The sequence below is a fragment of the Nitrobacter sp. NHB1 genome (assembly GCF_036964665.1).
Taxonomy (GTDB): Bacteria; Pseudomonadota; Alphaproteobacteria; order Rhizobiales; family Xanthobacteraceae; genus Nitrobacter.
The window spans coordinates 2,750,143-2,765,607 of sequence record NZ_JBAMDA010000001.1 but is presented as its reverse complement, the minus strand read 5'-3'; the positions used below and the strand labels follow the sequence as shown (position 1 = coordinate 2,765,607).

General features: G+C 62.9%; 15 protein-coding genes. 7 read left to right on the top strand and 8 right to left on the bottom strand.

Going from position 1 to position 15,465, the window contains the following annotated elements:
* Positions 1-6 precede the first annotated feature (6 nt).
* The 4 genes from cysT to cysG all read right to left on the bottom strand — a co-directional run bounded on the left by cysT (position 7) and on the right by cysG (position 4,179).
* The gene (gene cysT, locus V4R08_RS12870; RefSeq protein ID WP_442935687.1) at positions 7-792 is read right to left on the bottom strand and encodes a sulfate ABC transporter permease subunit CysT; all 786 of its coding nucleotides are present in this window, start codon (positions 790-792) and stop codon (positions 7-9) included.
* A 75-nt stretch (positions 793-867) separates the two neighbouring features.
* The gene (locus V4R08_RS12865; protein WP_335579708.1) at positions 868-1,857 is read right to left on the bottom strand and encodes a sulfate ABC transporter substrate-binding protein; all 990 of its coding nucleotides are present in this window, start codon (positions 1,855-1,857) and stop codon (positions 868-870) included.
* 124 nt (positions 1,858-1,981) lie between these two features.
* Positions 1,982-2,704, bottom strand: a complete 723-nt coding sequence (locus tag V4R08_RS12860; RefSeq protein ID WP_335580282.1) for a phosphoadenylyl-sulfate reductase — start codon at positions 2,702-2,704, stop codon at positions 1,982-1,984.
* Positions 2,705-2,742: 38 nt separating this feature from the next.
* Entirely contained in the window at positions 2,743-4,179 is a 1,437-nt protein-coding gene (gene cysG / locus V4R08_RS12855; protein ID WP_335579707.1) for a siroheme synthase CysG, read from the bottom strand.
* Between the two features lie 256 nt (positions 4,180-4,435).
* On the opposite strand from cysG, the gene cysD reads away from it, so the two are divergent.
* From cysD to V4R08_RS12840, 3 genes are all read left to right on the top strand, one after another.
* A complete protein-coding gene (cysD, locus tag V4R08_RS12850) occupies positions 4,436-5,242 on the top strand; it encodes a sulfate adenylyltransferase subunit CysD (RefSeq protein ID WP_335580281.1) in 807 nt (268 codons plus the stop codon).
* Positions 5,243-5,266: 24 nt separating this feature from the next.
* On the top strand, positions 5,267-7,192 hold the full coding sequence (gene cysC / locus V4R08_RS12845) for an adenylyl-sulfate kinase (protein WP_335579706.1): 1,926 nt from the start codon (positions 5,267-5,269) through the stop codon (positions 7,190-7,192).
* Positions 7,193-7,397: 205 nt separating this feature from the next.
* Complete coding sequence (locus V4R08_RS12840) at positions 7,398-9,569, top strand: malate synthase G (RefSeq protein WP_335579705.1); 2,172 nt, start codon at positions 7,398-7,400, stop codon at positions 9,567-9,569.
* Between the two features lie 90 nt (positions 9,570-9,659).
* Here the strand turns inward: V4R08_RS12840 and V4R08_RS12835 are convergent, their stop codons facing one another.
* Positions 9,660-9,815 (bottom strand): Thivi_2564 family membrane protein, encoded by a 156-nt coding sequence (locus tag V4R08_RS12835; protein ID WP_335579704.1) that lies wholly within the window; start codon positions 9,813-9,815, stop codon positions 9,660-9,662.
* A gap of 212 nt (positions 9,816-10,027) precedes the next feature.
* On the opposite strand from V4R08_RS12835, the gene V4R08_RS12830 reads away from it, so the two are divergent.
* Together V4R08_RS12830 and V4R08_RS12825 are read left to right on the top strand one after the other, a co-directional pair.
* Positions 10,028-10,384, top strand: a complete 357-nt coding sequence (locus V4R08_RS12830; protein WP_335579703.1) for an ElaB/YgaM/YqjD family protein — start codon at positions 10,028-10,030, stop codon at positions 10,382-10,384.
* 123 nt (positions 10,385-10,507) lie between these two features.
* Positions 10,508-10,951 carry a hypothetical protein gene (locus V4R08_RS12825; protein ID WP_335579702.1) on the top strand — a complete coding sequence of 148 codons (444 nt, stop codon included), beginning with the start codon at positions 10,508-10,510 and terminating at the stop codon, positions 10,949-10,951.
* A gap of 37 nt (positions 10,952-10,988) precedes the next feature.
* On the opposite strand, the gene V4R08_RS12820 is transcribed toward V4R08_RS12825, so the two are convergent.
* Together V4R08_RS12820 and V4R08_RS12815 are read right to left on the bottom strand one after the other, a co-directional pair.
* Positions 10,989-11,405 (bottom strand): hypothetical protein, encoded by a 417-nt coding sequence (locus V4R08_RS12820; RefSeq protein WP_335579701.1) that lies wholly within the window; start codon positions 11,403-11,405, stop codon positions 10,989-10,991.
* A 326-nt stretch (positions 11,406-11,731) separates the two neighbouring features.
* Positions 11,732-12,538, bottom strand: coding sequence for a response regulator (locus V4R08_RS12815; protein WP_335579700.1), 807 nt, complete (start codon positions 12,536-12,538; stop codon positions 11,732-11,734).
* A 260-nt stretch (positions 12,539-12,798) separates the two neighbouring features.
* Between V4R08_RS12815 and V4R08_RS12810 the strand changes: the two genes are divergently transcribed.
* Entirely contained in the window at positions 12,799-13,017 is a 219-nt protein-coding gene (locus V4R08_RS12810; protein ID WP_335579699.1) for a NepR family anti-sigma factor, read from the top strand.
* Positions 13,018-13,563, top strand: a complete 546-nt coding sequence (locus tag V4R08_RS12805) for a sigma-70 family RNA polymerase sigma factor (RefSeq protein ID WP_335579698.1) — start codon at positions 13,018-13,020, stop codon at positions 13,561-13,563.
* Positions 13,564-13,628: 65 nt separating this feature from the next.
* Here the strand turns inward: V4R08_RS12805 and V4R08_RS12800 are convergent, their stop codons facing one another.
* Positions 13,629-15,299 carry a CHASE domain-containing protein gene (locus V4R08_RS12800; RefSeq protein ID WP_335579697.1) on the bottom strand — a complete coding sequence of 557 codons (1,671 nt, stop codon included), beginning with the start codon at positions 15,297-15,299 and terminating at the stop codon, positions 13,629-13,631.
* Positions 15,300-15,465: the final 166 nt, after the last annotated feature.

Sequence of the window (15,465 nt, the reverse complement as noted above, 5' to 3'; positions counted from 1 at the left end):
TCACCTCTAATGCGCCGGGACGCGCAGTTGCGCCCAGCGTTGCAGGCGATTGATGACGAAGATGACCAGAAACGCCACCACCAGCATCACGACGGCGATCGCGGTGGCATCGGCATAGCGGAATTCGGACAGCCGTATCACGATCAGGAGCGGCGCAATCTCCGACACGTTCGGCAGATTGCCGGCGATGAAGATCACCGAACCGTATTCGCCGACCGCGCGTGCGAATGCGAGCGCAAAGCCTGTCAGCAGCGCGGGAAAAAGGCTCGGCAGAATCACCCGCCACACCGTCTGCCAGCGGCTGGCGCCGAGGCTCGCGGCGGCCTCCTCGATCTCCGGATCGAGATCGATCAGCACCGGCTGCACGGTGCGCACCACGAAGGGAATGCCGATGAACACCATCGCGACGAAGATGCCGAGCGGCGTGAACGCGACCTTGATGCCGAGCTCGGCCAGCGGCGCGCCGAGCCAGCCGTTCTGCGCAAACAGCGTCGTCAGCGCGATGCCCGCGACGGCGGTCGGGAGCGCGAACGGAATGTCGACGATCGCGTCCAGGATGCGACGCCCGGGAAACCGGTAACGCACCAGCGCCCAGACAATGATGCTGCCCATCACCAGATTGACCAGCGCGGCGAGAAACGCGAGCCCGAACGAGATCTTCAGCGCATTCAATGTTCGCCGGCTGGTGACGATGTCAACGAACTGGGCGAAGCTCAATTCGAACGATTTGAGAAACAGCCCGGCGAGAGGAATCAGAACGATAATCCCGAGCCATGTGAGCGTCAGCCCCATGGTGAGGCCGAATCCCGGCAGGGTCCGTCGTCGTCCCGATCCTCCTTTCACGTTGTTCTGCTCCGCCCCGTCGCATCAGTTCTGGTAGATCTGATCGAAGACGCCGCCTTCGCTGAAGTGGACCTTCTGCGCCTTGGTCCAACCGCCGAACACGTCGTCGATCGTGAACAGCTCGACTTTGGGAAATGCATCGGCATACTTCTTCATCACTTCGGGATCGGTCGGACGGTAGAAATTGCGCGCGGCGATCTCCTGCGCTTCCGGGGTATACCAATACTTCAGATATGCCTCGGCAACGGCGCGCGTTCCCTTCCTGTCCACTACTTTGTCGACGACGGCGACCGGCGGTTCCGCCAGAATGGAAATCGACGGCACCACGATCTCGAATTTGTCCTTTCCGAACTCCTTGAGCGCCAGAAAGGCTTCGTTCTCCCAGGCGAGCAACACGTCGCCGACACCGCGCTCGACGAAGGTGACGGTCGAACCACGCGCGCCGGTATCGAGCACCGGGACATGTGTGTAGATATCGGCGACAAATTGTCTCGCCTTGTCCTCTCCACCGAATTTCTTCAACGCATATCCCCACGCGGCCAGATAATTCCAGCGCGCACCGCCAGAGGTCTTCGGGTTCGGCGTAACGACGCTGACGCCGGGCTTGATCAGATCGTCCCAGTCCTTGATACCCTTGGGATTGCCCTTGCGCACCAGGAAAACGATAGTCGACGTATAGGGCGAGGAATTCCGCGGCAACCGCTTCTGCCAGTCCTTGGCCAGCAGTCCCCGCTCGGCAATCGCGTCGATATCATAGGCGAGCGCGAGAGTAACCACGTCGGCCTGCAAGCCGTCGATCACCGATCGCGCCTGCTTTCCGGACCCGCCATGGGACTGCTTGATCTCGACGCTCTTGCCGGTTTCTTTCTGATAGTGCGTCGCAAACGCCTTGTTGAACTCCACGTAGAGCTCGCGCGTCGGATCGTATGAGACATTCAATAACGACACGTCGGCAGCATACGCAGAACCGGCCCAGATCAATCCGGCGAGGACAACAAGGATGCGACGAAGCATTTTAGTCTCCATAAGGCCCGCTCATGCGACAATCGCCAGAGGCGTATGAATAAAACTCCTCAAACGGCGCGCCTTAGTCAACGAAACCACATTTCAATGTTTACAGCGCCGCAGAGTCATTCCTCTACGAAGTCTTCATCGTGTGGATGCCGCATTCGGTCTTGGCTCTGCCGCGCCAGCGACCGGCGCGCGCGTCTTCGTCCGCGGTCGCGCGCGAGGTGCACGGCATGCATCCGACCGAGAGGAATCCCGATGCGACGAGCGGGTGCGGCGGCAGCTTCGCCGACGCATAGATCGCCTCGATGTCAGCGCGCGAGGCGTTCGCGAACGGATTGAACTTCAGCCGGGCGCCGTCATCTTCCACGAATGGAATGTCGGCGCGCAGGCCACCCTGAAACCGCTTGCGGCCGTTGATCCAGGCGTCGAACGGCTGCAGCGCGCGCGCAAGCGGCTCCACTTTGCGGATGCGGCAGCAGGCATCCGGATCGGAGAACCACAACTCGCGATCGGGATCTTCGCGGTTCAGCACATCCTCAGATGGCTGAATGGACCGAACATCCGTCAAACCGAGCGCGGCGATCAAGGTGTCGCGATAGGCCAGCGTCTCCTCGAACAACCATCCGGTGTCGAGAAAGATCACGGGAATGGCCGGATCGACGTCCGCCATCACCTTCAACAGCGCCGCCGACTCGGTGCCGAACGACGACACCAGCGCCAGCCGGTCGCGCCCGACCGTGCGCAGCGCCGCGGCGATCACGTCCGCAGGCCGGGCGTCGCGCAACGCGTCGTTGAGCGCCGCCGCGGGCGGCAATGCGGGAGTCCCTGCCGCTGCTGCGGGTTGCGCCATGGCGCCTACCGCAACGCCCTTCTGTTCGAGCGAAGGAGTCATTCGGCGGCCATCTGAAATGCATGAAACAGGGGATTCGAACTCGCGTTGCGCCATGGCGCGGAGTGCGATACGACGTCGCCGATCACGAGGATGGCAGGTCCGCCGTCGACGTCGCGAACCAGCGCCGGCAGACGATCCAGCGTGCCGACGACGGATTTGGCATCGGGACGGGTGGCGCGCGCGAACACGCCGACCGGAGTTTCCGGCGAACGCCCGGCCGCCAGCAGGCCGTCACGAATCGCGCTGGCCGCCGTGATTCCCATGTAGACGACCACCGTCATCTTGCGGTCGGTCAGCGCCGACCAGTCGACGCTCGAAGCATCCCGCGCCTTGTGCGCGGTGAGGAAGGTGACGCGCAGCGCCTCATGGCGGAAGGTCAGCGGCAGTTCGGATTCCGCAGCCGCGCCGAGCCCGGCCGTAATTCCTGGAATGACCGAACACGCGACGCCTTCCTCGCGCAGCGCCTCGATCTCTTCGCCGCCGCGGCCGAAAATGAAGGGGTCGCCGCCCTTGAGGCGCACGGCACGCTGCCCGGATTTTGCGGCATCGATCAGCAACCGGTTGATGGCGTCCTGCCCGATGCCGGGCTTGCCGACGCGGCGCCCCACCGGGACGCGCACCGCGTCGCGGCGGGCGCGATCGAGAATCTCCGGCGAGACCAACTCGTCGTAGAATACGATGTCGGCGTCCTGTAACGCGCGCAGCGCCTTGATGGTGAGCAGATCCGGATCGCCCGGCCCGGCGCCGACCAGGGTGACGCAGCCTTCGATATCGCCGGGAGCAGATGCGCCCGCATAGACGGACGGATCGGCAATCGCTTGCAGCGAGCCTTCGGCCTCATCGGAGTGGCCGGCGAGAACCGCCGCGCCGATCGGGCCATCGACCACGCGCTCCCAAAAACGGCGGCGCAACGGCATGTCGGGAATGCGGTCATGAATCGACCTGCGCCAACGCCCGATCAAGGCCGCGAGGTCGCCGATTCGCGCCGGCAACAGCGCTTCGATGCGTTCGCGCACGCGGCGCGCCACGACGGGCGACGCACCGCCGGTGCCGACCGCCACCACCACGTCGCCACGATCGACGATCGCCGGAACGATGAAACTCGAATGCGCGAGGTCATCCATCACGTTGACGGGCAGACCGGACGCGCGCGCGCGCGCCGCTACCGTCACGCCGATCTCGCCGGCGCCGGCGCAAAATACCGCAATGATCCCGCCGAAGTTGCCCGTGCCGGGATCGGCTTCCACACGCTCGATGCGCGATGCGGCGGCGGCATCGAGACCGGCGACCGCGAAGTCGCCGTCGGTTGCATGCCAGCGCACGCGCGCGCCCGCGGCGAGCAAGAGGCGCAGCCTGGCCCGCACCGGATCGCCCGCTCCGACCAGAAGGATCGGACCGGCATGGGAATCAAGAAAGATCGGGAGGAATTTCATTCGACTCTGTCTGCTTTTCTTCTGCTTTGCGTCGGCAAGGGTTGACTGAAATTATTTTCTATTTATGTATCTTGCAAGCTCATCAAACAGAAAATTATTTCTTCCATGCGGGTACAAAAGTATAGAATTTTCTACTTCCAAACACCGCACGGAAGAGATGCATCTTCTCACCCTCCGAAATCCACAATTCTGGCGGCCGCTGACCTCGACGGTCAGCGGCACGGCAGTCGACCGCGCACGAAGCAAGGAGCAGGCCATGCAGCCTGAAATGGACCACCTCGATGCGCTTGAAGCGCAGAGCATCTACATTTTCCGGGAAGCCTTCGCCCGCCTGAAGAAGCTTGCGCTGCTGTGGTCGCTCGGCAAGGATTCCAACGTGATGATCTGGCTGGCGCGCAAGGCCTTCTTCGGCCGGGTGCCGTTCCCGGCGCTGCACGTCGACACCGAGAAGAAATTCCCCGAGATGTACGCGTTTCGCGAGCGCTACGCCAAGGAATGGGGTCTCGACCTCAAGGTTGATTACTGCCCGCCGATCGAGGCGATCGACCCGACCTTGCCGCCGGCCGCGCGCTCCGCCGCACGCAAAACCGAGGGGCTGAAGCTTGCGCTGAACAAATACGGCTTCGACGGGCTGATCGCCGGCATCCGCCGGGACGAGGAAGCGACCCGCGCCAAGGAGCGGGTGTTTTCGCCGCGCGGCACCGAAGGCGGATGGGACGTGCGCGACCAGCCGCCGGAGTTCTGGGATCACTTCAACGCCTCGCCGCCACCGGGCGCGCACTTACGCATCCATCCGATCCTGCAGTGGACCGAGGCGGATATCTGGGCCTACACCAAGCGCGAGAACATCCCGATCATTTCGCTCTATCTGGCGAAGGACGGCAAACGCTACCGCTCGCTGGGCGACTCCGACATCACCTTCCCCGTCGCTTCGACCGCGACGACCATCGACGAGATCCTGATCGAACTCGACGGCACCAAAATCCCCGAACGCGCCGGACGCGCGCTCGACCATGAAACCGAAGACGCTTTCGAGCGACTTCGCGTCGCCGGCTATCTCTGACCTGTATCGAATCGAGCGCTTCCGATGAACATGATCGCCCCCACCATCGCGCCGAACGCCGCCCTCGCGACGCCGAACGGCACCACCCGTCCCCAGGTCAGCATCGTCATCGTCGGCCACGTCGATCACGGCAAGTCGACGCTGGTCGGACGGCTGCTGCACGAGACCGGCAGCCTGCCCGACGGCAAGCTCGAAATGCTGAAAGCCGTCAGCGCCCGGCGCGGCATGCCGTTCGAATGGTCGTTCCTGCTGGATGCGCTGCAGACCGAGCGCGATCAGGGCATCACCATCGACACCACGCAAATCCGCTTCCGCACCCGTTCGCGCGACGTGGTTCTGATCGACGCCCCCGGCCACGCCGAATTCCTGCGCAACATGATCACCGGCGCGGCGCAAGCCGACGGCGCCGTGCTGATCATCGACGCGCTGGAAGGCGTGCGCGACCAGACCCGGCGGCACGGCTATCTGCTGCATCTGCTCGGCGTCAGACAGGTCGCTGTCGTCGTCAACAAGATGGACCGCGTCGATTTCAGCGCGGAACGCTTCAACGCCATCCGCGACGAGATTTCCGCGCATCTGACCGGCCTTGGCCTCGCGCCGACGGCGGTGATTCCGATTTCGGCCCGCGATGGCGACGGCGTGTCCGAACGAACCGCGAAGATCGGCTGGTACAGCGGTCCCACCGTGGTCGAAGCCCTCGACGCGCTGCAACCGGCACGCCCACTGAATGAGCTGGCGCTGCGTCTGCCGGTGCAGGCGATCTACAAGTTCGACGACCGGCGGATCGTGGCCGGCCGCATCGAATCAGGTGGTTTGACCGCTGGCGACGAGATCGTAATCATGCCGGCCGGCAAGATCGCAAAAATCCGCAGCGTCGAAGGCTGGCCCTCAAGCCCGACGGGCGCGCAAGGCGCCGGCCGATCCGTCGGCATCACGCTCGACCGTGAACTGTTTCTCGAGCGCGGCGACGTCATCGCCCATGTCGGGTCGGCGCCGCGCGATACGCGACGGATTCGCGCGCGCATCTTCTGGCTGCACGAGACGCCGCTCGCGGCCGGCGCATCCATTCTGCTGCGACTCGGCAACAAGGAAACGCGCGCCGTCGTCGTGGCGATCGAGAAAGCCGTCGATCCCGGCGAGCTGTCGAGCGCCGAGGCAAAGGCGATCGCGCGCAATCACGTCGGCGAAATCGACATCTCGCTGGCGCAGCCGCTCGCCGCCGACCCCTACCTCGACAATCCCCGCACCGGTCGCCTCGTGATCGAAGTCCAGGGACGCATCGCCGGCGGCGGTCTCGTGCTCAGCGTCGATGCGGGACAGCGCGCGGTTCCGGTCGATATCGTGCCGGTGGAATCCGCGCTGCGGCCGGACGAGCGGTCCGCCCGCTATCGCCACAACGGCGCCGTGATCTGGCTGACGGGATTGCCGGGCTCGGGCAAATCGACCCTGGCCCGCGCGCTCGAACGCAAACTGTTCGGCGACGGCGGCTCGCCGGTTCTGCTCGACGGCGACACGTTGCGCGCCGGGCTGAACGGCGACCTCGGATTCTCGCCGCAAGACCGTGCCGAAAATATCCGCCGGCTCGCGGAGGTCGCCACGCATCTTGCGCGCAACGGTCACGTCGCGATTGTCGCCGCGGTCTCCCCGGCGCGCGAGGATCGCGCCGCGGCGCGACGCATCGCCGATACCGCCTTCCGAGAGATTTATGTCGCGACGCCAGCCGACGTCTGCGAGCGCCGCGATCCCAAGGGGCATTACGCCAAGGCGCGCGCCGGCGTCCTGCACGGCTTCACCGGCATCGGGAACGACTATCAGGCGCCGGAAACCGTGGAGCTGACCATCGATACCTCATCGTGCACGGTGGCCGACGCCACTGAGGAGATCGAGCGGATGCTGATCCGAACCGGCATTCTGTTCGACGACCTGACCGACGTCGCCGCCAACATCTGAGCTTGCGACATTCTGCAGGCGTTCGACCGGATGACCGCCGCCAATCGTAGGGGGGACGGCACCCGGTTGACTCTGTATGCGATTATTCACCTTTTGTAGGGGCTCACGGCGCCCGCTTTGGCGCTAAAAGGCAATGGAAGCCGAATTTCGGCAACCCGACCTTGAAACCGCGCACCTGTCGCCGTTTCACGCGAGAAGCCCGACAATGACCCGCATTGACGCCCACGGACTGAAGATCGCGCCGGTCCTGTTCGATTTTATCGCCAGCGAGGCCACGCCCCGGACTGGCATTGCCCCGGATGCCTTCTGGGCCGGGCTTGCCGCCATCGTCCGCGATCTCGGACCGCGAAACCGCGCGTTGCTCGCGGTGCGCGATATGCTGCAAGCGAAGATCGACGGCTGGCATCGCGCCGGCAAGGGCAAGCCGTTCGACATGGCCGCCTACACGGCGTTCCTGAAAGAGATCGGCTATCTGTTGCCAGAGCCCGCGACCCATGCGGTCGAGACCGCCAACGTCGACGACGAGATCGGAAAAATCTGCGGACCGCAACTGGTAGTGCCGCTGACCAACGCCCGTTACGCGCTGAATGCCGCCAATGCGCGCTGGGGCAGCCTCTACGATGCTTTGTATGGCACCGATGCCATTCCACACGAGCCCAATGAGGCGAAGGGATACGACAAGGCACGCGGCGACAAGGTGATCGCCAGGGCCAAGGGCTTCCTCGATTCCGCCGCACCGCTTTCGGCCGGCAGCCACGGCGACGTGACCGGCTACAGCGTCGCCAACGGACGCCTGTCGGCGAAACTCAACAACGGTGACGCCACCGGCCTGAAGACGGTTGCGCAATTCGCTGGCTATCAGGGCGATGCGGGCGCGCCGTCCGCGATCCTGCTCGTCAACCACGGCCTGCATATCGATATCCAGATCGATCGCGTCCACGCGATCGGCAAGGACGATCGCGCCGGCGTCGCCGACGTGATCGTCGAGGCCGCCGTCAGTACCATCCTCGACATGGAGGACAGCGTCGCCGCCGTCGACGCCGACGACAAGGTTGTGGTGTATCGCAATACGCTCGGCCTGATGAACGGCACCCTCACCGACACTTTCGAAAAGGGCGGCAAGACCGTCATCCGCGCCCTCAACGCTGACCGCATCTACACGTCAGCCAATGGCAAGGAGATCGCCCTGCACGGGCGCAGCCTGCTCTTGATGCGCAACGTCGGCCATCACATGGTCACCGATGCGGCGCTGGATGAAAACGGCACTGAAATATCGGAAGGTATGCTGGACGCCGCGGTATCAGGCCTGCTCGCGATCCACGATCTCAACGGCAACTCGAAGACGAGGAACAGCCGGACAGGCTCGGTCTACATCGTCAAGCCGAAGATGCACGGCCCCGATGAAGTCGCGCTGACCTGCGAGTTGTTCGCCCGCGTCGAGACCATGCTCGGACTGCCGGAGAACACCCTCAAGATCGGCATCATGGACGAGGAGCGCCGCACCACCGTCAACCTCAAGGCCTGCATCCAGAACGCCTCGAAGCGCGTCTGCTTCATCAACACCGGCTTCCTCGACCGCACCGGCGACGAGATCCATACCTCGATGGAAGCCGGTCCGATGATCCGCAAGAACGAAATGAAGACGCAGCCGTGGATGAAGGGCTACGAGGACTGGAATGTCGACATCGGTCTGATCGACGGCCTGCCCGGCCACGCCCAGATCGGCAAGGGCATGTGGGCCGCGCCCGACCGAATGGCCGACATGCTGGCGCAGAAAATCAATCACCCGCAAGCCGGCGCCACCACCGCATGGGTGCCCTCGCCGACCGCGGCGACGCTGCACGCCCTGCACTATCATCAGGTCGACGTGCTCAAGCGCCAACAGGAATTGAAAGCCGGCGGCCGGCGCGCAAAGCTGTCCGACCTCCTCACCATCCCGGTGTCGCAATCGAACTGGGCGCCCGACGATGTGAAGCAGGAGATCGACAACAACTGCCAGGGCATTCTCGGTTACGTGGTGCGCTGGATCGACCAGGGGGTCGGCTGCTCGAAGGTGCCTGATATCCACGACGTCGGCCTGATGGAAGATCGCGCCACGCTGCGCATCTCCAGCCAGCATCTCGCGAACTGGCTGCATCAGGGCATCGTCACCAGCGATCAGGCGATGGACTCGCTGAAGCGCATGGCCGTCGTCGTCGACAAGCAGAACGCCGGCGATCCCCACTATATGCCGATGGCGCCGACGTTCGACGGCGTCGCCTTCAAGGCGGCCTGCGATCTCGTGTTCAAGGGTCGCGAGCAGCCGAACGGCTATACCGAATTCATCCTGACCGAGCGGCGGCGCGAGGCCAAGGCGGAGTCCAAGGCGGGCGGCTGACAGGTCGGTCCTGCGAATAAAATGAAATGCCCCCGGTGCGATGCCGGGGGCATTTTTGTTTGTCTCACCTCGGCGCCGTCGGCACTTGCCTCAGAACAGCGGAAGATATCTCAGTGCCGAGACGATGCCGATCCCGATGACGACGGCGCGAGCGATCTGCTTGGCGCGGCCGTCGAGCGGCGTCAGACTGATGAAATACAGAACAAGAACAACGACAAGCAGCGTAATCAGGATGCTGATGAGCATTGTTGCTCCCCAAAATTGATCGCAAGATTTCAAACGGAGAAAGCGCCCTCGCGATATTTGGCGCGCGAGGCAATCCAGATAAGGCCTGAAAGTTCCATCGAAAGGCGCACAACGCGGTGGAGGCAACCTGCCGGGCAGACGACCGCATCGCGGAACCTAAGCCGCGACGGCACGTTGGTTTGCCATATCCCTTCAGTTTTCAGGAGCATTGGATGGCGAGCAGCGACGGCGAGGATGCGATGAAAGCGACCTACGAACGCCTTGAAAAGGATTTATCATCCGTGAAAAGCGATATTGCCGCCTTGGCCGATCAGGTCTCCGACGCGCTCGGTACGTTGACCGGCACCGCCAAGAAGCAGACTCGCCGCGGCTACAAGCAGGCCAGGGCCAACGTGGACTCCGTCCTCTCCGACGTGTCGGAGCGCGGCAACGCGGCCATCGATGCGGCGCAAAACGCCGTATCCTCGATCGAGGACACGCTCGAGGAGGCGATCCAGCAGCGGCCCCTCGCAACAGTGGGACTTGCGATCGGACTGGGATTTTTGATCGGCGTAACCTGGCGCCGATGATTTTTGGCGCTGGTGATTTCTGCTGATCGGGTTGGCGGGGCCGCGGATATCCTGTGGTCGCCGCCGGCTTGGTCGCGCGAGCGGTTTATCCGAACAGTTGATTTCGAGTCGGGCGAGGCATTGATGTTTCAGCGGGCAATCGATGACTTCAAGGAGAGCGCAGGCAATGCCCTGCGGCTCACGTCCCTCGCCGGGGTGGCGGTTTTCGCGGGCTTCGTCACACTCCTGTTCCTGTGTGCCGCCGCGTTCGTCTTCGTGCTCCAAAACTACGGTCTGATCGAGGCTTGCCTGACCGGCGCGGCGATCTTCTTCCTGATCACCCTGATCGCGGTCGCGACCTATGCGATCCGGCGAAATGCCATGAAGAAACGCGCGGCCAAGACAGCCAAGTCGGCGGCACAAAGCCTTCTCGCCGATCCGATGCTGGTGACGGCGGGGCTTCAGCTGGTGCGCGCGATCGGCGTCAAGAAGCTGATTCCGATCCTGGCCGTCGGCGGCCTGGCGCTGGGACTGCTCGCGGGCCGACGGGACCGCGATGACGATGGCGATGCCAGCGACAACACCTGATTTTCGGACAACGACAAAACTTCCCGACAGCAAAACCTCACGTCATGCAACGACCGGGCTGAAGCTGCCTGGCAATGTCAGTCAGAGCACTCACCACCGGTTCGCACGCGATCATCCGTCTGACCTGCGTCGCGGGCACGCGGCCGGAGTCCGGCTTCATGACGCCCGGCTTCATGACGTGGTCGCCTGCTTCCAGGCGGGAGCTTCCCGGAATCCGCAATACGATCGACGTATCCGGCAGACTTTCCAGCCGAACGGAAACAGTCCGGCCCTCGCTGTGCGACAACCGAACAATGCCGCGATCGGCCTTGACCGCGCGATTGACAACCTCAGCGGCGACATCGTTACCGCTGGCGAGATCGCCCGCGAACTGCACCGCACCGAGAGGCAGCACTACCGCTGCCAAAGCACCGAGAACTCCCACCGATACCTGAAACATCGTTGCCTCATCCATTGTCCTCTCGCCGCCACGACACCAAGTTGTCGCGCATCGCGATTGTGGATCAGAACCGCGAAGCAACAACGCGGTTCGCAAGACATCGTTCAGTTAACGGTTTCGAAAAAGCGCGGTGCGGAACGCTTCTCGGGTGCTCGCGTTGTCTCGGCAGCCAGTCGTTCTCCAGCCCCCCACCGACCGGCGATAAAGACGCGGCTATTGGCAATGCCAGCCGCGTCTTTTTTGCGCGCGCGGCGGCCGGACGTTTGAAACCTTAAGGACGGGACACGGTCCGTGCCGCAAGCTGGATACGCAGGCTGGATAACGATGGTGTGCAGCCGCGATCAGGATGCGGCGGCGCGTGGCTCCCGGTTGCGCGAATTCCGCTGGAAAAACAGCGCCTGGCTGGCTACCGCCGAGACCATGGCGGGCTGGAATGGCTTGGAGATGAGGAATGCCGGCTCGGGCCGCTCGCCGGTCAGAAAGCGTTCGGGATAGGCCGTGATGAAGACAACCGGCACCTCGGCGCCGCGCAGGAGTTCGTTAACGGCGTCCAGTCCGGAACTGCCGTCGGCGAGCTGGATATCCGCCAGAATGAGACCGGGTTTCCTGGTTTTCGCCAGGGCAACCGCGTCGGCATGGGTGCGTGCGACGCCGATCACACGATGTCCGAGATTCTTGACAAGACTCTCCAGATCCATCGCGATGAACGTCTCATCCTCGATAATCAGGACGTCGGTTGCGATTTCCGCCGCCATTTCGCGGCCGGCAATATCGCTCAGCTTGCGAACTTCGGCGACGTCGGCATGCAGAACAAACGCAGCCTCCTCCTCCGAAAAACCTTCCAGCGACAGCAGCAGGAACGCCTGACGCGGCAGCGGCGTGATATTCGTCAGCCGCCGCTCCGTCGGTGCCGCCGCCGGCACCTCGTCGGTGTCGTCGTTGATCGAAACCGAATTCCAGATTTGGGTGAACAGCCGAAACAACCCCGCCCGCGGCCCATGCCGCTCGTCGAGCAGCGCAGGGTCCTGGAGCAGTGCCTCCAGCATGGCTCCGACATAGGCGTCTCCGGACGCCTGATTTCCCGTCAGGGCGCGGGCATACCGTCGCAAGAGCGGCAAATGTTCGGCGACGACCTGTGATCGAAACATCCCCATCCATCCTTTTTGAAAACAGCTCTCGGGATCAAGCCTCTCGTCTTTAGACGACGCACGGCTTTAGGCGACGCACGGCGCAACGGCGGATCCCGATCCGCCGCCGCGTAGTCTACGCCCCAGCATGACAAAAGTTCCCTGCCCCCGGAACTTTCGCTCCGGCTTTGAATTAGGCTCCATACAAGTTCCGTGAAAACGGTGTAACAAAACGGGGAATATCTCGGTTTTTCAATATCTTGAACCCTGGGCGCGCAATGATGAAAGATACAAAGCCATCGACCGGCAAAAGCGGCCTCAATGCCGAGATTCAGTCCAGAATCGGGCATCAGCTTCGCGCCATGTATGACGATGTCGTGAGGCAGGGTGTCCCGGACCGGTTCGCAGAATTAATTCGAAAGCTCGATGCATCGGGGCCGGAAAATCCACAAATAACCTCTACGGGCGACTTCGATACAAAAAACGACGGGAGGGACTAAATGCCTCTCACAGATTCACTACGCGAGGACATCCTGGCATCGGTACCGAATCTGCGCGCATTCGCGATTTCGCTGAGCGGAAATGGCGACCGTGCCGACGACCTGGTGCAGGAAACCCTGCTCCGCGCGCTCGCCAACATCGATTCGTTTCAGCCGGGGTCGAACCTTCCGGCGTGGCTGTTCACGATCCTGCGCAACCTGTTCCGCTCGGACTACCGCAAGCGGCGGCGCGAGGTCGAGGATTCCGATGGCAGCTATGCGAAAACGTTGAAATCGCAGCCGAACCAGAACGCCCATCTGGAATTCGAGGAATTCCGCGCGGCGCTCGACAAGCTGCCGCAGGATCAGCGCGAAGCCTTGATCCTCGTGGGCGCTTCGGGATTCTCCTACGAGGACGCCGCGAAGATCTGCGGATGCGCTGTCGGCACCATCAAGAGCCGCGTCAACCGCGCGCGATCGAAACTGAGCGCCCTGCTTTACGTCGACGGTACCGAGGATTTTGGCCCGGACGACACCGTCCGGGCCGTGATCGGCAGCGGCCGATAGCCCAAACATCAAGGCCCCACGGCAACAACCGCTCGGGACGGCTGCGATCCCTGCGGCCCACCTCTTTAACCGGCTTGATCGGTAACGGACGTGATAGGCGCGGATATTTGCGTCGTGCGATCTCTCTCAGTCACATCCACGACGGTCTCCATGGGAGCGACGAGTTCATAGACATAGCTCGCCTCGGTGAAATACCGCTTGGAAATGCCGCCCAACGCCTCCGGGGCAACGCGGTCCAGCAGGATGATGCCAAAATCGCTGTCCTCGCGGCGGGTCGCTGCACTGGTATTGAATTCCTCCCACCGAAAACGAAACATCGCCTCGCTGCCCTCGCCCTCAACTGCCCAATGCACGACGATATGCGGATGCTTGCCGACCAGCGACAGTCCCTCGTCGGAATGCGACGCCAGTTCGAAGAACAACAATGAGAGGCTTTGCGCTGCGCGCGCGCTCACGGAGATGTCCGGACCGTTGACCGCGATGCGGTCGGCGTTGGGGATTGCGCGCGCCTCGAACAGTCCCTTGAGTTTCACCCCCTGCCACTGGCTCTCGCTGAGCAGCGAGACCACGTTGGACATGGCATGGATCCGGCCGATCAGCAGTTCGCGGGCGACTTCGATGTCGGAGCCGTGCCGCAGCGTACGCGTGACGATCGATTGAATCACCGCAAGAATGTTTTTGACCCGGTGATTGAGTTCATCGATCACGGCGGTCAACCGCCGCTCGAAGCCGATCCGAACCTGGATTTCGCGGCTCAGCCGCAGGTTGTTATAGGCGACATATCCGAACAGGCCGCAAATGATGCTTGTCAGCGCAAGACCGATCGCGGCCACCACCGCGGCCAGTCTTCGCGCGCGATGGATCGCATTGTTTTTCGGGTAATAGCCGAGCGACCAGTCCCGTCCGCCGAAGGTCTCCGTCCGGAGCACCAGCGGAACGGGATCGCCCGGCTGCCTGAGGCGTGACGTGACATTGCCGCTGTCGTCGGCGATCAATTCCGAGCGTGGATTTCGCGGATCTTTCAGGACAACGGAGAACAGCGACAGCTCGTCGTTTGTCAGCATCAACGACGCGAGTCGATATGAAAAGGTAATAAAGCCTGCCGGCGTCTCGCTTCCCTCCTCGAAAACCGGCGTGGCGATAACCAGCCCGATCGGCCCATCGGGCCGCAGCAGATGGATCGGATCCGATACGACCGACGTTTTCGTCTGCATCGCATGGGCGAACATCGGCCCCAGGATCGGGTCCTGGTCGAGCGAGCGGCCCGGAAATGCGGCCGTTTCCGCGTTTTGCGGCTCAACGTCCATCACCACGTCGATCGGTTTGTCGAGCGAACGCAGATCGCGCGGCTTGTCGTCAAAACTCCGGATTTGCGGATTCGGAAATCCAGCCGACGCCAGCGCGGCATGAGCCTGCGGGAGTTCGCCCGGATGAAGACGTGCAACCCAGCCGGCGACAGCGAAATCGGTCTTGAAGGCATAAATCGAAGTGCGCAACGGATGGAGCATATTGGCTCTCACCGCCGAGGGCGACCGAAACAATCCCGATGCGACCCGCGCCAGCAGTTCTCGCTCGATGAGACGCTCCTGAACCAGGCTGGCATGGACGTCGATCGCGCGTGACAGCGCGATCCTGTCGACTGCCAACTCCTGTTCATACCCACGCCAGGCCGCAATTCCGGAGAGCAAAACTCCGATGACCGCGATAAAGCCGATAACGAAACCCAGCCGAACCACATGCCCACCCGGAAATCATGGAGAATGAAGCCGTTCGCAACTTTGGCCGGCCTTTACTATTTAACAGCCGCGCCCCGCCCTGACGATGTCCCACATCAATCGCGCCGCGCCGGCCTGGTTCCGTCCAGGCCGGCAAAACTCGGAGACGATCGTTAACAGAGTCCGG